Raw genomic sequence first — 22,169 nt, forward strand, 5'->3', positions numbered from 1 at the left:
ACCGATCAGAGCTTCACCTCCATGATCCATCTGACCGCCGCCGTGATAAACTCTCGATGAATCCCCACAGACCCTAGGCGACAAAGTGCAGCACGGCAGCTCGATCAGGGTCGCCCATCGCAATGAGAGGATCTGAGGCAGGCGGGCAGCAGGCTGTTCGCGCCCCCGCCGCACCAAAGACGGGCAACTAATAACCCTGAGGTGGGCTAAACCAGGTCAAGCTCATTGCAGTCGCTCAACCATTGCATGTCTGACTTTTTGGCCGGATGTCAGCTGAATTGTCTCGCGCGCAGGATACGGCCAATAATCTCGAGATCGCGGCCGGCTCGCTAGTTGGCTGTGCACCACTCGTCATGCCAGGCCTGCGCCATCAGTACGTTCCAGAGCCAGTAGCCGTGATTGCGCCGGCCGGAGAGGTGTTCGGCCCACATCTGTCCTACTCTGGTCGGATTGAACAGTCCCTGGGCTCGCAGCCGGTCCGGTGCCAGCAGGTCTGCGGCCCAGGGCTTCAGTGGGCCGCGCATCCAGGCGTCCAGAGGAATACTGAAGCCCGTCTTTGGCCGGTCGATGAGATGAGCGGGTACGTGACGGTAGAGCAGCTGCCGCACCAGCCATTTGCCGCGACCCGCGCGCACTTTCATGCCCGGTGGCACGCGTGCTGCAAATTCAACGAGGTCGTGGTCGAGGAATGGCACTCGCGTCTCGAGGCTCACCGCCATGGCCGCGCGATCGACCTTCTGCAGGATGTCGTCGCTGAGATAGCCGAGGCCATCGGCGAGCGTCATGCGATCGAGCGAATCGAGCGGCCGGTCGATAGCCGCAATCTCCATGGCGGCCCAGGAGGGGTCCTCGCCACCGAGCACCACCGCGGTCTCCGGCCGGTCATCAATCGAGCTCAGCAGGCGGTACATGTCGTCAAACGACGCGGCGTTCAGGATCCGCGCGATCTTGAGCGCCTGGTCGCCGGCCCGCCGCACGCGCAGCCGCGCCGGCAACATTGGCTCGAGAGCGCGCGCGAGCATTCCGATTGGTTCGGGCGCCACTGCGCCCAGCGCGGTTGCCAGCATGCGCTTCAAGGGTCCGGGAATGCGGCTGAACCGCGCGTTCAGACGTTCGCCCCAGATGTGGCGGTTGTAGCCGCCGAACAGCTCGTCGCCCGCATCGCCCGAAAGGGCCACGGTGACGTGACGCCGCGCAAGCGCGGAAACCAGATGGGTGGGAATTTGCGAGGAATCGGCAAAGGGCTCATCGTACATGAGCGGCAGGCGCGGGATCAGTTGTATCGCGGTCTGCGGATCGACATAGAGTTCGGTGTGATCGGTGCCGAGATGGGCCGCGACGCGGCGTGCATCGTTGGCCTCGTTGTAGGCCTCGTCTGAGAACCCTATGGTGAAGGTGCGGACCGGCTGGCTGGTCTGGGCCTGCATCAGGGCGACGATGGTCGAGGAGTCGACGCCGCCCGACAGGAAGGCGCCGACCGGGACGTCGGACAGACACTGCCGGCGGATCGCCGTCGACAGCCGGCGCTCCAGCTCGTCGATCGCCTCGCCCTCGTCCCGGATCCGTTCGCCCGCCCCGGCGAGCATCTGCGCGCGCAGGGACCAATAGGCAGCGGGTCCCGGCATCGTGCCTGGCGCACCATCTGTGGGAAAGGTGACCAGAGAGCCCGCCGGCAGCTTTCTAATTCCCTGCCAGATCGTAGCCGGTGCCGGGACGTAGGAATAGCGCATGAACGAGGTCAGGGCCCGGCGATCCAGCACGGGTGACCAGCCTGGACAGGCCGCCAGCGCCTTCAATTCGGAGCCGAACAGCAGATCGCTTCCGCTCCAGCCGTAGTAGAGCGGCTTCTCGCCGAACCGATCGCGGGCTAGGGTCAATGTGCGGGTCTTGGCGTCCCACAGGCCCAACGCAAACATGCCGACGAAGCGGCGGAGCGCGTCTTCGACACCCCACCTGCAGACGGCCGCCAATATGGTTTCGGTGTCGGAATGGCCGAGCCAGTTCGGCGCGGCGCCCATGCGCTCCAGTTCCTTGCGGATGTCGAGATGGTTGTAGATTTCACCATTGAAGGTGATGGTGAACCGTCCGCAGGCGCTGCGCATCGGCTGCGCGCCTGCTGCCGAGAGATCGAGGATCGACAGCCGCCGGTGTCCGAAGCCGATGCCGCTGTCAGGGCTCACCCAAATATCCCCGGCATCCGGACCGCGATGCAACAGTGTGCCCGCCATACGCGTCAGCGCGTGGCTGATCTGATCCGCGTCCCGGCCGCCGGGCCGCATCAGTCCGACAATTCCGCACATCAGCCGGGCCCGCCCATCAATTGGCGTTGCAACTCGGCCCATTGAGCGGGAAGCGATGGTGGCACCGAGTTCAGCCGCCACCGCTGGGCGATTAGCCCGAGCCCGAGACCGGTCGCGACACTGTCCGCTGCGCCCTTCAGCACCTGCCCTGCGATGCCGCCGAGCGCCTCGGCTATCCCGCTCGTTGAGCGATGGCGCCAGAGCGCGCCTGCATAGGTCCGCCGGCCGACCAGCACCTTGCGCAACTCGAAATCGTCCTGACGATAGCCCAGTAGGATGTCCGGAAGGCAGGCGAAGCGGCTGCGGGAATAGGTCCGCAGTAACAGGTCCTGGTCCTGCGTCTTGCGGAGCGCGGGATCGTAGGGATTGGCGCGGAACCACGCAGCCTGACCGCACCATGTCGGATGTGGCATTTGAAAGCCGCGCAGCGGCTGCGCCGTGATCTCTTCGTGGCTGAGGCCGACCGGCAACGTACCGACGAGACCTGCTGTCTTGCTAAAAACCACCGCGCCGCAGCCGATGAGGTCGATCGCGGCATTCTTCTGCAGGCAGTCCACCTGTCGCGCGAGACGCTCGGGAAAGCAGATGTCGTCCGCATCCATTCGGGCGATGAGTTCGCCCCGGCTGAGCTCGACGGCCTGGTTCAGCCGCGCTGCGAGCCCAGCCGACGCGGGCTCCCGGATGAGGCGGATGCGCCGATCATCGAACGCCGCCACGACATCGGCACTCTGGTCCGAGGAGCCATCGTCGATTACGATAAGCTCCCAGTTCAGCCAGCTCTGCAGCTGGACCGAGCGGACGGCCGTCCCCACAGTCGAGGCGCTGTTGCGCATCGACATGATCACCGACACAAGCGTCACGGGTGCACCGCCTGCTTCTGGGTCAGAAGGCGTGCATGTCGCTTACCCGTAGGCAGCAACCACGCGCTGCATCGTCTCTTTGGCATAGCCGTGATAGGTCTGAGCGGATTTGTGGCCTGAAAGAGCCCGTCCTTCGCCATCGGTCAATTCCGCTCCTCAAGCTCGATCATGCCGCCGTGAGGGCAGGTGTCGGGCATGAACAGCTCCGACGCTCCATCGATCTTCTTGTGCATCTGCTGTATAAGTTTCTTCATACCGAGATACGTCAGGCGCTAGCGCTGCCTTTGCGAGTTGTGTGGCCCTCAGTCGGGGACGGGGCGCTACAAATACGCAACAAGACCGCGGCGCACGGCTGCCTCAGTTTTCAATCTACCGGACGTACCGCGAGCAGCCTGCGATTGATCAGCTTCGGGGGGCGCATCCCAACGGTGGAGGAGCAGGCGCCGCCCATCGAGGCCAAAGCCAACCTCGCTCACAATCGCGCTGCGTTACTATGGTTCAGTGACGCCGGTGCCGGAATTCGTACTAATGCGGCTCTCGACAATGCTATAGCCGCATTCATTCAACCAAGCGAGAACACGATCTGCCGCGCTGTAGTCCCAGCCGGCGTATGATCTAGCAATGATATCTCTTGGAGAGAGTCTACGGTGAGCGATCCTCGATGCCCCAGAATTTTCAGCCATGTTAACTACCCCCTCCTTCGAATTGTAAACGAAGGTTTACGAACTGCTTCAATTCTCAACCAGTGAAAAAAATCAACAGGTGCGAGAATTCAGAATACAACTGTCTACGTTTTGGCGCTCTGCAGATCCTCGTGGCGAAATGACACGGACGCGGCTTCTCGCAGCGGCGGATGCCGACCAATCGTTCGATATGAGGATGAGGTTGCGTTGCAATCTCGAATAAGGCAAGAGCCGACGATGTGTCGGCGTTGACAGGTTCGATCGTTGCCGTACTTTCGCCGGGATAGGGCGCGTTGGAGGGACCGCGGATGCCGGGCGGCAGCCCTCTCCGCAACAACGATTTCAGCGCGTCGTGTGCAGCTGGAAAAATGCGTATCAACTTGAAAACAAGCTCTATGACGTGGCCTCTTGGGATCGAAGTGAAAGGACCGACAGAATGGTCCAGATCCGAAAGGCTCGCCACATTTGCTGTCGGGTTTACAGACGACGCATACCGCGGCCATTCGCCCGATAGTTGAACTTGACGATGCTCTGCTGGTCCCACAAAGGTGCGCGGCCGCCATTTTGGCTTTGCTCATAAAGGATAACGCCTTCAAATAGGGCGTTCAACGATCACCAATTATGTGTTTTTCAGCAGCCCGCTTCTGGCATGGGCTCAAGATGAGCACTTTTGTTGACACCGCTCCGCTCGTCGACGCCAACTTCAAATTCAGCCTGTGGTTTGGAATCACTCCAGACATCAGCGTCCAACAGCCGCAAAGCATAGAAAAAAGCCGAAATTCCAACTGCTACTACTACCGCAACCGCAGCGGCAGCCAACCACATAATCCACACCTGAGCCTCTAGCCGCCAGTAACCTTCAGTAACAATATACCCGCTGGCGAGGAACTTCAACTCAAAAGCGTAGAGCGATAACGCGACAATAGGGTGCTCGCAAGGGTTGTATCGCAAAATTAACTTTTGGTTGCGGTATGGGCCGTTGCATTCCGATCGAGTGCAGGAATAGGAAGTTAAAGATGCTCCAGCGCAGGATCGGGACGCGTCCGAGGCCACGTGCGACGGAGCAGGCCTTAAAAAGGTGAGAGGGGCTGAGGGGAGAGTTTGCGGTCGCCGTGTGTGGCTCGCTTTTCAGCGAGATATCGTGGCCATCCTGTGCACCACCCGAGGTGCTCGTTCGCCGGGGCATTTCGCCTGTAACGTCTGTTCGTCTTCGTGTTCAGCGCAGCCGGCCAATCGACGTCCGTGAGCCAGCAGGCTTAAATTGCGACTTACAGGAAAAAATCATTGCTTTGACCCAGCTGGGATGCATGGCCTGAAACCCCGATCTTCGTTGTGGTTTGATGCAGGATGCAGGGAAAGCGGCGCGTGATGATCCGAGTTCGTACGCTGCCGATGCGGCGGCCGCATCATGTCCTTGGTTCAATACCCAGGACAGATAGATGCCGCGACCTAGTCTCCGGAACCCGTCTCTCTTGCTGAACCCGGAAAATCAAGCCCCCGAGCGACACTCATCACGGCGGTCCTCCTTGGCGAGCAACGTGATGCACAACGGCGATCCACAGCACAGCACTGAGGTCAAGCTTGTGTCGAAACGTCGTGATGCACCCACTTATGCCATGGGGAGGCAACAACCTGCAGACGGAGCCAGAGCCAACTTTTTCATCGATGTCGTCTCGGACGCGCTCACGTTAGACTCTGAGAATAGCAGGTGCTATTGGCAAAAATCTCGGAGTCTTCCACGAGAGTTGTTCGGCATCGGATGACATTTTGAGCGGCGAGACCCGAGCACCGTCAAGGGCATATGCTCATGCATTTGGAGAAGTTTGTGTGAACAACGATTGCAAACGGCGTGTCGCGCTCATCACCGGGGTGACGGGACAGGACGGTGCCTATCTGGCTGAGTATCTCATAGGTCTCGGTTATACCGTGCACGGGGTCAAGCGCCGCTCGTCATCATTCAACACGGCCAGAGTCGACCATCTTTACCAGGATCCACACGTTGGAGATGTTCCATTTTTGATGCACTATGGAGATATGACCGACTCGACCAATCTGATCCGCTTGGTTCAGCAGATTAGGCCGACTGAAATCTACAATCTTGCCGCCCAGAGCCACGTTGCGGTCAGCTTCGAGAGTCCTGAGTACACGGCCAACGCCGATGCGCTGGGTGTTCTGCGTCTACTAGAGGCCATACGCATTCTCGGTTTGGAGAAGGAAACGAGATTCTACCAGGCATCGACCTCAGAGCTCTATGGGCTTGTGCAGGAGGTTCCTCAGAGAGAAACCACGCCGTTCTATCCTCGCTCGCCGTACGGAGTGGCCAAGTTGTATGGCTATTGGATTACGGTGAACTATCGTGAAGCCTACGGAATATTCGCGTCAAACGGCATTCTGTTCAACCACGAAAGTCCGATCCGTGGTGAGACGTTTGTGACGAGAAAGATCACGCGCAGCGTCGCAAGAATAGAAGTCGGGTTGGAGGATGTCGTATATCTCGGCAACCTCGATGCAAAACGTGATTGGGGCCACGCCAGGGATTATGTCACTGGAATGCATGCCATTCTTCAATGTGACAAGCCGGACGACTTCGTGCTTGCGACCGGCGAAACACGTTCGGTGAGAGAATTCGTGGAGCTGGCCTTTGCCGAAGTCGGGCGAGATGTTGATTGGCGCGGGAATGGCGTTGATGAGGTTGGGTATGATCGAGCTACGGGCAAGGTTGTGGTGCGCATCGACCCCATATACTTCCGGCCGACCGAGGTCGATCTGCTCGTTGGCGATGCGGCCAAGGCGCGGGAAACTCTAGGATGGACAGCCAAGACGAGCTTTCAGGACCTCGTCAAGGAGATGGTGGCGAGCGATCTCGCTCAAGCACGACGTGAGGCCGGTGGTGGCAACCGCGGATTATGAACTGAGAGGCAAGCGGGTTTTTGTCGCCGGTCATCGGGGAATGGTGGGCGCGGCGATCTTACGCCGACTGTCGAATGAGGACGTGGATGTCGTGACTGCCGGTCGTGACCAACTCGACTTGCGTGATCAATCCGCCGTCTTCGATTGGTTCGCGGAGAGTAGGCCGCAGGCGGTGTTTCTGGCCGCTGCCAAAGTTGGAGGGATCGCTGCCAACCATGCGCTTCGTGCCGAATTCATCTACGACAATATCGCAATAGCAACCAATGTGATGCATGCGGCTTACCTCAACCGTGCCGAAAAGCTGATGTTTTTGGGCTCTTCTTGCATCTATCCAAAGCTTGCGCCGCAGCCGCTGCGCGAGGAGTATCTCTTAACGGGGCCGCTTGAGGCGACCAACGAGGCCTATGCCGTCGCCAAGATTGCCGGCATCAAGATGGCAGAGGCCTATCGGCACCAGTATGGTTGTGATTTCATCAGCGTGATGCCAACAAATCTGTATGGTCCTGGCGACAACTACGACCCCGAGTACAGTCACGTTGTCGCTGCGTTGATTCGCCGGTTTCACGAGGCGAAGATCGCCGATGCGCCCAAAGTCGTGGTCTGGGGTACTGGAACGCCACGGCGCGAGTTCATCCATGTCGATGACATGGCTGATGCATGCGTTCATCTGATGAAGGTCTATTCTTCGAGCGACATCATCAACATTGGATCAGGCAGGGACATCTCCATCGCGGACTTCGCTGCTCTGGTAGCGCGGATTGTCGGCTATGACGGAGCGATCGAGTACGATGCCTCTCGTCCGGATGGCACTCCACGGAAGTTGCTCGATGTCGGGCGTCTCGATGCGCTCGGCTGGCGTGCGGAGACCTCTTTGGAGAATGGGCTTCGGCTGGCGTACGAAGCTTATCTCGAAGAGAGGTAGACTGAAGCGATCCGCCGCGCGGGCCAACGGTTGCCTCTGCCCGCGGCCGCAGCTTGCCGTGTTGGGTAGACGGCCTCGAGTTCGATAGGCGACATTCTGCAATGCAACTGCGGTGGGTGTTCAACTGCGGCTCTGAGCGTCTGAAATCTGACGTCTTAAGATCGAACCTTGATGCTCGCCGGGGGGGGGGAGGGCGCGGGCAAAGCAGCTCGGCGACTCTGCGTGCTCTTCTGGCCGCGACTTCGTCGGCTTGACGGATGTGTTCAGATCCATCGTAACCCGGTCAGTTGCGAGCGGTGCGACGGATCAACGTCCATGCCGAGGACCTCGCGCTGGCCACCGGTGCTGACCCGGCCCCTCGATGATCACCGTGACCGAGACGACGCGCTCGTTCTGACGCACCTTCACGTAGGTGGCGTTGATCTACAGATGCAATCAGTCGCCCTCGATCGGCCGCGTGAGGAAGGACTTCACTTTGTCGTCGATCTCGACACGCAGCCGCGGTACCTGGCCTTAGAGATGCCCCTCAGGCCCATGGAGTCGCCGACCGAACGGGTCACGACACTCTGCACATAGGCCTCCTGGACCATGTGAGCGCCTCCCCGCCATCCGCTGTGGTTCGAGGAAGCCGGGAAGTAGGAGCCCTTGCGTAGCAATCGGCAGCAACAGCGGCTGTTCAACCGTACAATACACCTCGAACACGTAGGTCTCGCGTGATGGCAGAGGGATTCGGAATTGCCGTCATGGAGCGGACGCACGCCGGAAACGGCGTGGATGATATCCGCTCTGCTCGATGAGACACGAAAGTAGCGGTCGAGTACGGCCCAGCATATCGTCGATCTCGCCGTCCACCGGAGCAATGGCCGCGCATCGCCGATCATCTGCGCCCGAAATTGCCGAAGCTCGCGGTCTTCCTCAAAAAGGCTGAGACCGTTGTGCGGGCCTAAATGAGCTTTCTTGCCGCGCATCTGGCTAAGCTGTACTCGACCGGTCCTCTCGAGCGCCTCGACGACGAGATCAAGAGTCGTACCGAAGTGTCAGCATCTATACTAACGAAGATGATATCAACTATCGCGTGAAGAAGTGCTTGCCGTGTGAATGCAATCGTTGAGCGCTAATTTCTCGCAATTCAAGGCATGAACTCAATATCGAAACCAATGCGAGTACTTCCAGAGAAAAGCATCCTTGTGCTGTTGATAAGTTCCGATGCTCATTGATAGTCGAGGGCAACTCACGTCTTTTGGTCTGGGAATATTACGAATCTGCGGGGGCAGGGGATGTTCAATTGTTCGAGTCAGCTTGATCAGGGCAGCGCCGGTCGCAAACACCTCAAGGAAGTTGCGCGCGCCGCTTTGAGCATCCTTTTTTGTAGCTCAATGACAACCTTAGGTTTTGCCGGCAGCATGTCGCTGCCTAGTGGCATCTCGGTCAACCAATCCGGTGCTGCGACCTCCTCGATTTCGATTGCGGTGCCGCCGGGGAGCGGCGGTGTCATTCCCTCGCTGTCGCTGGACTATAACAGCCAGTCGGGGAACGGCTTCGTCGGCATTGGCTGGTCGCTCGGGGGCGTGCCGTCGATGGGGCGCTGCCCGCGCACCATTCCGCAGGACGGCGTTCTCGGCGGCGTCAATTTCGACGCGAACGACCGGTTCTGCCTGGATGGGCAGCGCCTGGTCGCGGTCAGCGGGACCTATGGCGCCGACGGGACCGAGTACCGGACGGAAATCGAAAGCTACTCGAAAGTCATTTCCCACGGCACTGCGGGCACGGGACCGGCGTGGTTCGAGGTGCGCACAAAGTCCGGGCAGGTGATGGAGTTCGGCCACACGTCGGATTCGCAGGTTCTGGTCCAGGGCCGGACGACGGCGCGTGTCTGGGGCCTCAACAAACTTTCCGACACCAAGGGCAACTACCTGACGGTAAGCTATACGGCGGACAGTGCCAATGGGCAGGCCTATCCGTCGCGTATCGACTATACGGGAAATGCAGCGGCTGGCGTCACGCCATACAATTCCGTGCAGTTCGTCTATGCGACCAGGCCGGATGTCATCCAGCATTACCAGGCGGGCATATTGTTGCAGACGACGTTGCGTCTGACGAACGTCAAGACTTTCACGGGCTCAAGCCTGACGTCCGATTATCGGTTGGCCTACCAGCAGAGTTCGTCGAGCAATGTCTCGGAACTTATTTCAGTGATCGCCTGTGCGGCTGACGGCAGCTGCCTGCCGGCATCAACGTTCCAATGGACCAATGGAGGCGGAAACTCCTTCTCTGCTCAGGTCATGACCATCACGAACGGTGAGAGTTTTGGTACGCCCACGGTTGGCGGCCGGCCTCCATCAATCGGGTTTGCGCCAATATTCAGCGACTTCGATGGCGACGGTAGAAGCGACTTCATGATGCTCTATGGCACGCACATGTTCGGGTTCTACAGCAACGGTGATGGGACATATGCCATCAAGAATGCCGACACCCCCAATGGTTGGGATTTCGGCACGACGCCGTACCAGAACTACATGCAGCTGTCCGGAGACTTCAACGGCGACGGCAAGTCTGACTTTGCGATGCTCGGAGGGACTTACATCTATGTCTTCCTGAGCAATGGGGACGGTACGTTCAGGGGCGTAAGTTCGCTGTGTCCCAATGGCTGGAATTTCGGCAGTCCGCCGCATGCGACGTACATGCCGATATCGGGCGATTTCAACAGCGACGGAAGAACCGACTTCCTGCTGATCAGCGGCCAATACATGTATGAGTTTCTCAGCAATGGGGACGGTACGTTCGTCGGGAATACGATCAACATTGGCATATGGAATTTCGGTGGACGGCCTGCTGACAATTACACGGCTGTCTCCGGCGACTTCAACGGAGACGGAAAGTCGGATTTCATCCTGATGGGCGGAGTGAACCTTTTCGAGTTTCTCGGAAATGGAGATGGAAGCTTCACATACACCACGATCTCGACCGGCTGGAACTTCGGAAACCCGCCCGACAAGGGCTACATGCCGATCACCGGCGACTTCAATGGAGACGGGAAGACCGATTGGGTCATGCTGGTGAACTCGTCTCTCTACGAATTCGTCAGCAAGGGAGATGGCACCTTCAACTACATCACCGTTCCAATCAACGGCTGGAATTTTGGAAACCCAGCGGCGGCAAGCTTCAGTGCCATATCTGGGGACTTCAATTCCGATGGAAGATCCGACTTCGCGCTGATCGGAGGTAATGGACCGTATATCTACCAATTTATGAGCAATGGCGACGGAACGTTCACCTCGCGAACCCTCAACATGCCGAACAGCTGGAACTTCGGAGCGCCGGTGACCGCCAATTACTGGATGTTCGGTGGCGATTTCAACGGCGACGGCAAGGCCGAGTTCGCCATGATGGACGCCACCCACATCTACACCGTCACCGCGAACGGCGGCCCCGGGGATCTCGTGATCGGAAGTGCCTCCGGCCTGGGGGTGACGACGGCGGTCACATATCAACCGCTGACCAACGCCGCCGTGTACGCGCGGGATGTGTCGGCAACCTATCCGGTCGTCGATCTGCAGGCGGCGCTCAGCGTGGTGTCGCGTGTCGAGACGGCTAACGGGGTCGGTGGAACATATAGCTCGATCTACAACTATGCCGGAGCAAAACTGGATTTGACCGGCCGTGGGATGCTAGGCTTCCGTCAGATGACCGTCAAGGATCTGCAGACCGGGATCGCGGATACCACCACGTTCCGGCAGGACTTTCCCTTCATCGGGATGGTTGCCTCGACGACACGTACTCTCGGCACGTTCACACTTGGCTTGTCGTCGAACACGTATCAGTTCAGCAATGCAGCTGGTGCGACGACGATCAGTCCGGCGGGTGCGCCGTACCGGGTGTCTCTCACGCAGAACGTAGCAGCTGGAGCCGATCTCGACGGGTCCGCATTGCCGGCCGTCACGACGACGAACCAGTATGACAGCTACGGTAACGTGACTCAGGTGAGCGTGGTCACACCGGACGGCCACGGCAAGACGACGGTGAACCAGTACGTGAACGACACGTCGAACTGGTATCTCGGTCGGTTGGTCAGGGCGACGGCCACGAGCCGTTGACCATCACTACACGCGTTTCCTCCTGAATCGACGTCATGCTCACGCGGGCCGCCATCGGCCGAGGATGTCCCATGCCCAATTCGATCCCTTCAAGCCTGCAGCGCGTACGTCGCACACTTGCCGCGAACGGTCTTGCGCTTGCGTTGTTGCTCAGCTCCTCCGCATTCTTCGGCGCGGATGCCGCGCAGATCTTCATCACCAGCGGATCGACCTGGACTGTTCCGAGTGACTGGAACAGCGCGAGCAACACCATCGAAGTCATCGGCGGTGGTGGCGGCGGCGCTGGTTCGAACGCCTCCACCGAAGGAGCCGGCGGCGGTGGTGGCGGCGGTTATTCGAAGATCTCGAACCTGCCGCTGCAACCGGGCGCCGTGGTCAACTATCGGGTTGGGGCCGGCGGTGGAGCCGGGGGTGCGGGTGGAGCTGGCGCGAGTGGTGGCGACTCCTACTTCAACGGTTCCGGGACGATCTGCCAGGCGCAGTCGGTCTGTGCGAAGGGCGGCAATGCCGGGCAGAACAGCAGCGGCCTGAATGCCGCTGCCGGAGGCGGAGGGGGCGCCGCCGGGAGTGGCATCGGATCCGTCAGGTATTCCGGCGGTGCCGGTGGCAACTCGGGCGCGGCCAGCAACGGCGGCGGCGGTGGCGGCGGTGCCGCGGGTCCGTTGGGCAACGGCGGCAACGGTGGCACGAGCAATCAGAGTGGCTCGGGAGCCGGCGGCGGCGGCAATGGCGGCGGAACAAGCGGCGTCGGCGGCGGCGCAGGTGGCAACAACGCATTGGGAAGCGGCGGCGGGGCTGTAGGCTCGACTGGCGTTGCCGGTGGCAGCGGCAGTCGTGGCGGTGGCGGCGGCGCTGGTTTTTGGAACGGGAGCGCCGCGGTCAATACGGCTGGCGGCAGCGGCAGCACAGGTACGGAATGGGACGCCACGCACGGTTCTGGCGGTGGTGGCGGTAGCGGCGCGGGCGGGGGCGGCGGCCCCGGCAATGCCAATGGAGGCGCGGGATTGTACGGCGCCGGCGGACCGGGCGGATCCGGCCTCAACACGTCTGGAGCCGGCGGCGCATCCGGCATCATCGTCATCAACTACACGCCGGCGCCGACCCAGCAGCCGCCGGCCACACGGATCTTCCTGACGAGCGGTTCGACCTGGACGGTTCCGAGCGACTGGAACAGTTCGAACAACGCCATCGAGGTGATCGGCGGTGGCGGTGGCGGCGCCGGCTCGAACGCTCTGTCGGTGGGGGGCGGCGGCGGCGGTGGCGGCGCCTATGCGCGCATTCAGAACCTAACGCTGCAGCCTGGGGCGAGCGTCAGCTATCGCATCGGTAGCGGTGGGTCGGCAGGCGGCGCCTCGAGCGTTGGCGTCGGCGGCGGCGACACGTACTTCAATGGATCGGGGACGGCCTGCCAGGCGCAGTCGGTTTGTGCGAAGGGCGGCAGCAGGGGGCTGAGCAACACATCGTCCGGCTCTGCGGACGGCGGTCCCGGCGGCGTTGTCGCCGGCAGCATCGGAATGGTCAGATTTGCCGGCGGTGCTGGCGGCGCCTCTGGCGCGAGCAGCAACGGCGGCGGCGGCGGTGGCGGTGCCGCCGGTCCGAACGGCAGTGGCGGTGCCGGTGGCTCCACCGGCCAGAACGGCTCGGGTGCCGGTGGCGGCGGCAATGGTGGTGGCTCGAACGGCGCTGGTGCTGGCAATGGCGGTAACAACTCCGTAGGGACCGGAGGCGGCAGCGTGGGCGCGCTCCGCGTGCCCGGCGGCGTCGGCAGCAACGGCGGTGGTGGTGGCGCCGGCTATTGGGACAGCGCTGCTTATATGAACAACGCTGGCGGCAGCGGCAGCACCGGCTCTGAATGGGATGCGACGCACGGCTCCGGTGGCGGCGGTGGCAGTGGCGCGGGCGGCGGTGGCGGGGCCGGTGCGGCCGGTGGCGCTGCCGGCCTCTACGGCGCCGGTGGTCCGGGCGGGTCTGGTTTGAACACGGCAGGAACCGCCGGCGCGCAAGGCCTCATCGTCATCACCTATGTCCCGGGATCGACGAGCTCGCCTCCGGTCGTCACGACGCCGGCCATCACCCGCACCTCGTCGTTCGCCTATGATTCCGCCTCGGGCCTATTGACGCAGGAGGTGGTCGAGCCGGATACGCCGGCGCTGCGGCTGCAGACGGACTACGTTTATGACGCGTTCGGCCACAAGCAGTCGGTGACGGTCAGCGGCGCCGATATTGCCAGCCGCTCGAGCGCCAGCGCCTATGATGCGCGCGGGCAATTCGCGACGTCCAACAGCAATGCGCTGGGGCAGAGCGAGAGCTTCCAATATGATCCGCGGTTCGGCCAGCCGGTCAGCCACACCGGGCCGAATGGCCTGACCACGACCTGGAGCTACGATTCGCTCGGCCGCAAGATCCAGGAGACCATGCCTGACGGCACGATCACCCGGTGGAGCTACCAGTTCTGTAATGGCGTCAATGGCGGTACCGCGACCTGTCTCTCCGGGGCAAGCTATCTGACGCAGGAGACGTCCTACGCGGCTGACGGCAGCACGGTGATCGCACCGACGGCGACCGTGTATTTCGACGCGCTGGAGCGCGAGATCGGACGCCGCACGCAAGGATTCGACGGCAGCGTCGTCCAGGCGACCAAGAGCTACGACGCGATGGGCCGGGTGACCCAGACCAGCCGGCCGTATTTCGCGACCGGCGGCACGCCGCGCATCACGAACTTCACCTACGACACGCTGGGGCGGGTGGTCTCGACCACGCAGCCGGACGGCAGCGTGGCGCAGATAGCCTATCACGGCCTGGCTACGATCGAGACCAATCCGCTCGGCCAGACCCGGACGACCACGAAGAACAGCCAGAGCCAGGTCGTCTCGGTCACCGACACGATGGGCCAGACGCTGAGCGCCGCCTATGACGCGGTCGGCAACATGGTGCAGACCACCGATCCGGTCGGCAACGTCGTGACGGCGACCTATGACCTGCGCGGCCGCAAGGTCGCGAGCAACGATCCGGATCTCGGCAACTGGACCTACAGCTACAACACGCTGGGCCAGCTGACGAGCCAGACCGACGCCAAGGGGCAGGTCGTCAGCCTGGCCTATGACATCCTCGGCCGCATGGTGCAGCGGGTCGAGCCGGACATGACCTCGGTGTGGACCTACGACACCGCGGCCAACGGCATCGGCAAGCTGGCCTCGACCGGCATCACCTCCGGCTCCGGCAACGGCTTTGCCCGTAGCGTCAGCTATGACAGCCTGGGCCGCCCGCTGCAGGTCGCGACCACGATCGATGGCGCGACTTACACCATTGGCGCGACCTACGACGCCAATAGCCGTCTCACCAAGGTCAGCTACCCCTCTGGCTTCACCGCGCGCTACGGCTACAACAGCCTCGGCTTCTCCAACCAGCTTCAGGACGATGCCACAAGCCAGACCTTCTGGACGGCCTACGCGATGGATGCCGAGGGGCATCTCACCCAGCAGACCGCAGGCAATGGCCTCAGCACCATCAGGGGCTTCGATCCGCTGACGGGGCGCCTGACGAGCATCGCCACCGGCACCAGCGGTGCCGTGCAGAACCAGAGCTTCGGCTACGACCGCCTGGGCAATCTGACCTCGCGCAGCGACGCCAACACCAACGTCAGCGAGACCTTCGCTTATGACGCGCTGAGCCGGCTGACGACGTCGACCACCAACGTCGCCGCGGCGCCGCTGGTCAAGACGTTCGCCTACAGCCCGATCGGCAACATCCTGACCAAGTCAGATGTCGGCACCTACGCCTATCCGGCGGCGGGGCAGCCGTTGCCGCATGCGGTGACCGGTGTCTCCGGCACGATCAGCGCCACCTTCAGCTATGACGCCAACGGCAATCAGACCTCCGGTCTCGGCCGCAGCATCGTCTACACCTCCTACAACAAGCCGGCGAGCATCACGCAGGGATCGCGGACGATCTCCTTCGTCGACGATACCGACCATCAGCGCATCAAGCAGGTGACGCCCGAGGGTACCACGCTCTACATCGCCGCCTTCGGTGTGGCGGCCGAGGTGCAGAACCCCGGCACCGTGACGCAGAAATGGACCGACTATCTGCTGGTCGGCAACGCCCGGGTCGGCATGCGGGTGGCGCAGACGTCGGGCGGCAGCACGACCGTCACGACGCGCTACTTCCACACCGACCATCTCGGCTCGATCTCGGCGATCTCGGACCAGAACGGCCTGCTGGTCGAGCGCCTCAGCTACGACGCCTGGGGCAAGCGCCGCAACATCGACGGCACCGACGACACCACCGGCAGCATTACCAGCCAGACGACGCGCGGCTTCACCGACCACGAGGAACTCTCAGTCGCCGGCCTCGTCCACATGAACGGCCGCGTCTATGATCCGCTGCTGGCGCGCTTCACCAGTCCCGACACCATGACGGAGAGCCCGTTCAATACCCAGGGCTGGAACCGCTACTCCTATGTCGGCAACGACCCGCTGACGTTCACCGATCCGTCTGGGCATTGCTTCCTGGGTTGTTTCTGGAACGCGATCGGCAAGGCCGTGAGCGGTGCCTGGAACGCGGTGACGCACTTCTTCCAGACCAACGCCATCGCCAGGGCGATCCTGCAGGTCGCGCTCAATATCGCATTGTCTCCCTTGGGGCCGATCGGAGCAGGTCTCGCGGCCGCGATCACCGTCGGGCTCTCGGGCGGCAACCTCGGACAAATGCTCAGGGCTGGTGCGATCGCTGCCGCGACAGCATTCGCCTTCGCCTCGCTGGGTCCATCACCAACTTTTGCTTCAGTCGTGGCGAATCCTGGTCAGTTTGCTGAGTATGTCGCAGAGAACGCCGCTGTCGGTTGTGTCTCCTCGGTTGCATCCGGCGGCTCATGCGGTTCTGGAGCCGCGGCCGCGGCGGTCAGTGCCGGTCTCTCACCGATTACAAACAGCGCGTTCCCTAACGCAAAAATCGACATCGGCGAACGCATTGGGGGCACTATCGTTCAAGCCACCGCTGGCGGACTTGCCTCTATTGCCGGCGGAGGAAAATTCGCTAACGGCGCGATCACGGCATCGTTTCAATACCTGGCCACATTGGCAATCGAAGATATAAAACAGAGCAACGCAGAGCAGAAATTTCTAGATGCGAACAACGGAACTCCGCAGTATCCTCCGCCAACAAGGTCCAACTTTCCAAACTCTGTGGTGCCAGATGGGCAGTGGCGGTGGTCGGAGGACCTAAATGACACACGAGGAGGGAAATGGCGCTTGGGCAGGATGTCAATCGGCTGGGATGAGAAGTATCAGCATTGGGATTTCGACCTTGGGGAGCCGGGTGCCGAGCGGCAGCGTTTAAACCGGTTCGGCGTACCGATGGATGGGGATACAGCTCATGGTAGCTACAATGGACCTGGAAGAACTCCATTTCCTCCTCGCGGCGGTGGACCCGTCTTCATAGATCCCTGCAGTATGGGCCTAATGCCACAGGTTTGTGGAATGCCGGCCAACCGGACGTAAAATGGCTCTCGAGGGGATAGAGACTAACAATGGTTGAGTTCATGAGCCGCCGGGAAGCGACAAAATGGTGTACGATCAATCAAGTTTCGTTGGACCAAACAGGCTTGCCGGACTGCGCAGATCCGGAGCAGAAGTTTGATATTCCAGTTGATGCTCAAAAGAGGGTTCAGCTTGTAAGAGCGATAATGCAAGAGTTCAGCGAGTCCCGTAGTCTACTGGTGTGGCTTGATGACTGGATGGTTTGGGAATCGGGGCAATGGATGCCGCTGTTCAGTCGTTTGCGATTGTCATACGGTGAAACTCGGAGGCTTATCGAAGCTCCAGCACAACTTTTTTCGGTCGATCAGATTGAGGATGCAACGTCGTTCGTTGTAGCATCCGTCCTTTTCCTCTTCGACTGTTATATTGTGTGTCCGCAACAACGTAGAATTGTGATGTTTAGTCACGACGAATGGGGTGTCTCAAAAAAGATGCGCACTATCTAAACTTAGCTAATTACGTGAGTGCGGGCATTACGTTGCGCTTAGTCGATTGAGGTTGAATAACCCCATTCTGTTGCCTCGCAGGCGCCCTCTCGTGGCGCGGAAGTATCGATCGGAACGACCCTTAGCCGGCGGATGTCGGCTCCAACTTGCGATTGTTTTCGTTGTGTCGCAGCAAAGGCTGTGCATGGCTCGGGTTACGGTGCACTAAATTTAAGAAGCGCGAATGTCTGCGGCGCGTCGGATGATGGATCCTGCAGGGTGTAGGCTGGCGATTCAATCAAGAGTTGCTGGTCCGAGTTGCCCGCGCATATGTTGCAGCAAAGCATGTGCATGACTCGTGAGCGTGTCCCTCGAACGATATCCAGCGCTGCCGAAACGCTTTAGACTGTGCTTGTTAGTTGTTTGGCAGCGCAGCTGCTTTCGGTCGGGGTGACGGCGTTGCGCGGCGGAGTTCGCAGGAGTTGGGTGGTTGCGCTTCCCGTGGCGATGGCGCTGTCGGCGTGTCAGACCATGGAGGAAGGCACGTCGTCGTTCGCCTGGAGCACGAGTGCTGCGGATGCTGGTTCTGCCGCGCAGGCGCAAGCGGCGATGCGGGCGCCCGCTGGGAGCGCGCGGGCCGGAAAGATTTCCGGGTCGCCGCTGCTCGATGACAACAAAGGCGGACCGTCGACGATGGTCGAGGGCACCGGGCGCTTCGTCGGGGAGCCGCCGACTGGCGCGGTGTCGCGTGGATCGGAGGAGGTTGCCGACGGCGTCACGATCAATCTGGTCGGCGTGCCGGCTCCGCAGGCGGCGAAGACGGTGTTGGGGGATATTCTCGGGGTCAAGTACACGGTCGATCCGGGGATCGAGGGACGGATCACGATCCAGACGCCGAGGCCGGTGGCGCGTGCGGCGGTGATCGATCTGTTCCAGGCTGCGCTGCGGGCCAACAATGCGGCTGTCGTCAACAATCGCGGGATCTATCGCATCGTGGCAGCGGACCAGACCGCGACTTCGGGCGCTTATCGCACCGACGACGTGCCGGATACGGGCGACATGGTCGGCAACGGGCTGCAGGTGGTGCAGCTGAAATATGTCTCGGCCTCCGAGATCCGGCGGGTCGTCGAGCCGATCGCGCCGCGCGGCGGGGTGGTGCGGGTCGATGATGCGCGCAATCTGATCACGCTGTCCGGCAATCGCCAGGAGATCGCGGCGATGATGGAGGCGATCGCGCTGTTCGACGTCGACACCATGAAGGGCATGTCGTTCGCGCTGATTCCGGTCAAGACCTCGGCGCCCGATGCGATCGCGACCGAATTGAAGAGCGTGTTCGCGTCCGACCGCGACGGGCCGATGGCCGGCATGGTGCAGTTCGTGCCCAACAAGCGGCTGCGCTCGATCCTGGTGATCTCGCCGCAGGTGCAGTATCTGCGCCGCGCCGAGAGCTGGATCCGCAAGCTCGACGCCCAGGCGCAAGGCAGCGAGAAGCAGCTCTTCACCTACGCCGTGCAGAACCGGCGGGCGCAGGAGCTGGTCGACGTGCTGCAGTCGATGTTCCCGACGGACACGCAGACTGCGACCTCGGCGCGGCGCACGGTGGCGCCGAACTACCAGGAGGCGAGCGTGCAGTCGCAGCCGTCGCAATCCGGCGGCGGATTTTCGTCGGGATCGTCGTCGACGTCGGTGACCGGCGGGCTCGGCGCCTCGGCCGGAGGTTTTGGCGGCATGCGAAGTTCCGCGCCCGCTGCCGCGGCGCCCAGCGTCATGCCGGCGGCAGCCGCGGCGGCCCCATCGGGGCGCGACAGCGATGCCGACGGGCCGCGGCTGCGCATCGTCGCAGACGAGGCCAAGAACGCGATCCTGATCGAAGCCGCGCAGGCCGACTACAAGCGCGTGCTGCAGGTGATCGAGCGGCTCGACCAGATGCCGAACCAGGTGCTGATCGAGGCCACCATTGCCGAAGTCACCCTGAACGACGATCTGCGCTTCGGCGTGCAGTGGTACATGCGGAAGAACAGCTCGAAATTCACGCTGACGGAGGCGGCCTCCGGCGCCGTCAGCTCGGTCTTCCCCGGCTTCTCCTACGCGCTGACCGCGGCGAACATCGCTGCGACCATCGACACGCTGAACCAGATCACCAACGTCAACATCGTGTCCTCGCCGTCGCTGACCGTGATGGACAACAAGCCGGCGGTGCTGCAGATCGGCGACCAGGTGCCGATCACGACGCAATCGGCAACCTCGACGTTGACGACGGGCGCGCCGATCGTCAACTCGGTGAGCTACAAGGACACCGGCGTCATCCTGTCGATCATCCCGCGCATCAATGAGAGCGGCCGTGTGCTGCTCGACATCGAGCAGGAGGTGTCGAGTGTGGCGCCGACCACGTCGTCGAACATCGATTCACCGACGATCCGGCAGCGCAAGATCAGGACGTCGGTGGTCGTCAACGACAGCGATGCGCTGGTGCTGGGCGGACTGATCCAGGAGGGCCGCACCTCCGGCCGCAGCCAGCTGCCGATCATCGGCGACATTCCGTTCATCGGCAATCTCGCCGGCAGCCGCGACAACGTGATCAGCAAGACCGAGCTGATCATCCTGATCCGCCCGCATGTCATGCGCAGCCTCGACGAGGCGCGCAACGTGACCGACGAGTATCGCCGCTACATGGCGATCGAGGGTCCGCATCGCCGCGCGCCGGCGCGGCGGCGGGTCGAGGACACTGGCCGCAGGATCCTCGACTGATGCCGCGCTTCCGCTACCAGGCCTATGGCACCGACGGCTCCTTCGCGGAGGGGACGATCGAGGCGGCCTCGGCCGCGGCTGCCGATGCCGCGCTGTGGGCGCAGGGGCTATCGCCGTTCCAGATGCGCGCCGCTGATGCCGCCGGCACGAAATGGTGGAATCGCGAGATCACGCTCGGCGGCGGCTCGGGGCGCGCAGATTTGCTCGCCTTCACGCGGGCGTTCTCGACGCTCTCAGCCGCCGACATTCCGATGGACGATGCGCTACGCATCGTCCAGACGCAGGCGGCGTCGGCGAGGCTGCGGACGCTGGTCGAGACGCTGCTCGCCGAGGTGCTGAACGGACGACCGCTGTCCGAGGCGATGCAGGGCCAGCCGCAGGTGTTTCCCGCCGACTATGTCGCCGTGATCCGCGCCGGCGAGAGCGGTGGCCGCCTCGCACAGGTGCTGACTGAGCTCGCCGACCTTCTGGAGCGCCGTGCGGAGATTCGCGCGCGGGTGCAATCGGCGCTGATCTATCCATCGATGCTGATCGCCCTCAGCCTCGCGACGCTGGCGATCATCGTCGGCGGCGTGATCCCGTCGATGGCGCCGATCTTCACACAGAGCGGCAAGCCCGTGCCGCTCACGATCCAGCTCATGCTGGCCCTGAAGGCGCACTGGCTCGAGATCGTGATCGGATGTGTGTCGGCGGCCGCGCTCCTTGCCATGGCGATCGCGTTTGCCCTGGCTGATGCCGGCCGCCGCCGACGTCTCGATGCGCTTGCGCTGAGGCTGCCGCTGCTCGGCGACGTCCTGCTGCATCAGGATACGGCGCGGTTCGCGCGGACGCTCGGGACGATGCTTGCGGCCGGCGTGCCGCTGATTGCAGCCACCAGATCCGCGAGCGACGTCGTCGGCAACCGGCACCTGCGGGCCGGCGTGGAACAGGCGATCGAGGCGGTACAGCAGGGCACCGCGCTGCACCGGGCGCTGCGCGAGGCGGTCGCGCTCCCGGCGGTGGCGTTGCAGATGATCGCGGTCGGCGAGGAGGCGGGCCGGCTCGACCGCATGCTGCTGCGCGTCGCCGAGATGCTGGAGAAGCAGCTGCAGACCCGGGTCGACCGCTTCATGGCGGCGCTGACGCCCGCCATGACGGTCGGAATCGCGCTGGTCATAGGCGCATTGATCATGCCGGTGATGAATGCCGTGCTGAGCATCAACGATCTGGCCGGACGATGAGCGCGCTGCTGATCCATCGCCACGAGCCAAGCGCAGGCTTCACGCTGGTGGAAATGCTGGCCGTGCTCGTCATCCTCGCGCTGGCGGCGACCACCGCCGTGCCGCTGTTGTCGCGCGGCGCCGGGGCGGTGAGCCTCGATGCGTCAGCAAGCGAAATCGCCTCGGCGCTACGCGTCACGCGGGCCGCGGCGATCGTGCAGAACCGCGTGATGACGTTGAGCGTGGACGTCGATCGTCGGACGTTCGGCTCAAACGTCGTGCCGCCGCGCGCCTTCGCACCCGGCCTTCAAGCCAAGCTGACCTACGCCGCCGTAACGCGGTCCGGTGAGGCGGAGGGAGGCTTCCGTTTCTTTCCTGACGGCTCGTCGACCGGCGGCGATCTGAGCCTGGAGCTGAATGGGCAACACACGCGGCTCTGCGTCGCTTGGCTGACGGGAACGGTGCTGAGGGCTGCGACCTGCTGAGAGGAG

The 22,169-nt window shown here is 62.3% G+C and carries 11 protein-coding genes and 1 pseudogene; 8 read left to right on the top strand and 4 right to left on the bottom strand.

The features are described 5' to 3' along the window. Positions 1-329 precede the first annotated feature (329 nt). The 3 genes from asnB to ACQR07_RS00015 form a co-directional block, all read right to left on the bottom strand. On the bottom strand, positions 330-2,300 hold the full coding sequence (gene asnB / locus ACQR07_RS00005) for an asparagine synthase (glutamine-hydrolyzing) (protein WP_434901028.1): 1,971 nt from the start codon (positions 2,298-2,300) through the stop codon (positions 330-332). After that, positions 2,300-3,139 carry a glycosyltransferase family 2 protein gene (locus tag ACQR07_RS00010; protein WP_434901029.1) on the bottom strand — a complete coding sequence of 280 codons (840 nt, stop codon included), beginning with the start codon at positions 3,137-3,139 and terminating at the stop codon, positions 2,300-2,302. The genes asnB and ACQR07_RS00010 overlap by 1 nt, the downstream gene beginning before the upstream one ends. Before the next feature lie 1,334 nt (positions 3,140-4,473). Further along, positions 4,474-4,737: a hypothetical protein gene (locus ACQR07_RS00015; RefSeq protein ID WP_434900361.1), complete on the bottom strand. Its 264-nt coding sequence runs from the start codon at positions 4,735-4,737 to the stop codon at positions 4,474-4,476. Between the two features lie 933 nt (positions 4,738-5,670). On the opposite strand from ACQR07_RS00015, the gene gmd reads away from it, so the two are divergent. Both gmd and fcl read left to right on the top strand, forming a co-directional pair. Beyond that, positions 5,671-6,753 (top strand): GDP-mannose 4,6-dehydratase, encoded by a 1,083-nt coding sequence (gmd, locus tag ACQR07_RS00020; RefSeq protein WP_434900362.1) that lies wholly within the window; start codon positions 5,671-5,673, stop codon positions 6,751-6,753. After that, positions 6,734-7,675 carry a GDP-L-fucose synthase gene (gene fcl, locus ACQR07_RS00025; RefSeq protein ID WP_434900363.1) on the top strand — a complete coding sequence of 314 codons (942 nt, stop codon included), beginning with the start codon at positions 6,734-6,736 and terminating at the stop codon, positions 7,673-7,675. Before gmd ends, fcl begins: the two co-directional genes overlap by 20 nt. Positions 7,676-7,974: 299 nt before the next feature. Here fcl and ACQR07_RS00030 read toward each other — a convergent pair. Continuing rightward, positions 7,975-8,359, bottom strand: a pseudogene (locus ACQR07_RS00030) (transposase); the annotation flags it as partial. A gap of 593 nt (positions 8,360-8,952) precedes the next feature. On the opposite strand from ACQR07_RS00030, the gene ACQR07_RS00035 reads away from it, so the two are divergent. From ACQR07_RS00035 to ACQR07_RS00060, 6 genes are all read left to right on the top strand, one after another. Beyond that, the gene (locus ACQR07_RS00035) at positions 8,953-11,769 is read left to right on the top strand and encodes an FG-GAP-like repeat-containing protein (protein WP_434900364.1); all 2,817 of its coding nucleotides are present in this window, start codon (positions 8,953-8,955) and stop codon (positions 11,767-11,769) included. A gap of 71 nt (positions 11,770-11,840) precedes the next feature. After that, positions 11,841-17,267, top strand: a complete 5,427-nt coding sequence (locus ACQR07_RS00040) for an RHS repeat domain-containing protein (protein ID WP_434900365.1) — start codon at positions 11,841-11,843, stop codon at positions 17,265-17,267. Between the two features lie 29 nt (positions 17,268-17,296). Continuing rightward, complete coding sequence (locus ACQR07_RS00045; protein ID WP_434900366.1) at positions 17,297-17,752, top strand: hypothetical protein; 456 nt, start codon at positions 17,297-17,299, stop codon at positions 17,750-17,752. 486 nt (positions 17,753-18,238) lie between these two features. Beyond that, complete coding sequence (gene gspD / locus ACQR07_RS00050) at positions 18,239-20,479, top strand: type II secretion system secretin GspD (protein ID WP_434901030.1); 2,241 nt, start codon at positions 18,239-18,241, stop codon at positions 20,477-20,479. After that, complete coding sequence (locus ACQR07_RS00055) at positions 20,479-21,699, top strand: type II secretion system F family protein (RefSeq protein WP_434900367.1); 1,221 nt, start codon at positions 20,479-20,481, stop codon at positions 21,697-21,699. Before gspD ends, ACQR07_RS00055 begins: the two co-directional genes overlap by 1 nt. Further along, the gene (locus ACQR07_RS00060; RefSeq protein WP_434900368.1) at positions 21,696-22,163 is read left to right on the top strand and encodes a pilus assembly FimT family protein; all 468 of its coding nucleotides are present in this window, start codon (positions 21,696-21,698) and stop codon (positions 22,161-22,163) included. Before ACQR07_RS00055 ends, ACQR07_RS00060 begins: the two co-directional genes overlap by 4 nt. Positions 22,164-22,169: the final 6 nt, after the last annotated feature.

The sequence above is a fragment of the Bradyrhizobium sp. HKCCYLS20291 genome (assembly GCF_051167715.1).
Lineage (GTDB): Bacteria > Pseudomonadota > Alphaproteobacteria > Rhizobiales > Xanthobacteraceae > Bradyrhizobium.

Excerpts from the sequence above, each read along its gene's own strand:
- asnB (WP_434901028.1), bottom strand. The coding sequence starts at position 2,300 with ATGTGCGGAATTGTCGGACTGATGCGGCCCGGCGGCCGGGACGCGGAT.
- ACQR07_RS00010 (WP_434901029.1), bottom strand. The coding sequence starts at position 3,139 with ATGTCGATGCGCAACAGCGCCTCGACTGTGGGGACGGCCGTCCGCTCG.
- ACQR07_RS00035 (WP_434900364.1), top strand. The coding sequence starts at position 8,953 with ATGTTCAATTGTTCGAGTCAGCTTGATCAGGGCAGCGCCGGTCGCAAA.
- ACQR07_RS00040 (WP_434900365.1), top strand. The coding sequence starts at position 11,841 with ATGCCCAATTCGATCCCTTCAAGCCTGCAGCGCGTACGTCGCACACTT.
- ACQR07_RS00045 (WP_434900366.1), top strand. The coding sequence starts at position 17,297 with ATGGTTGAGTTCATGAGCCGCCGGGAAGCGACAAAATGGTGTACGATC.
- gspD (WP_434901030.1), top strand. The coding sequence starts at position 18,239 with ATGGCGCTGTCGGCGTGTCAGACCATGGAGGAAGGCACGTCGTCGTTC.
- ACQR07_RS00055 (WP_434900367.1), top strand. The coding sequence starts at position 20,479 with ATGCCGCGCTTCCGCTACCAGGCCTATGGCACCGACGGCTCCTTCGCG.
- ACQR07_RS00060 (WP_434900368.1), top strand. The coding sequence starts at position 21,696 with ATGAGCGCGCTGCTGATCCATCGCCACGAGCCAAGCGCAGGCTTCACG.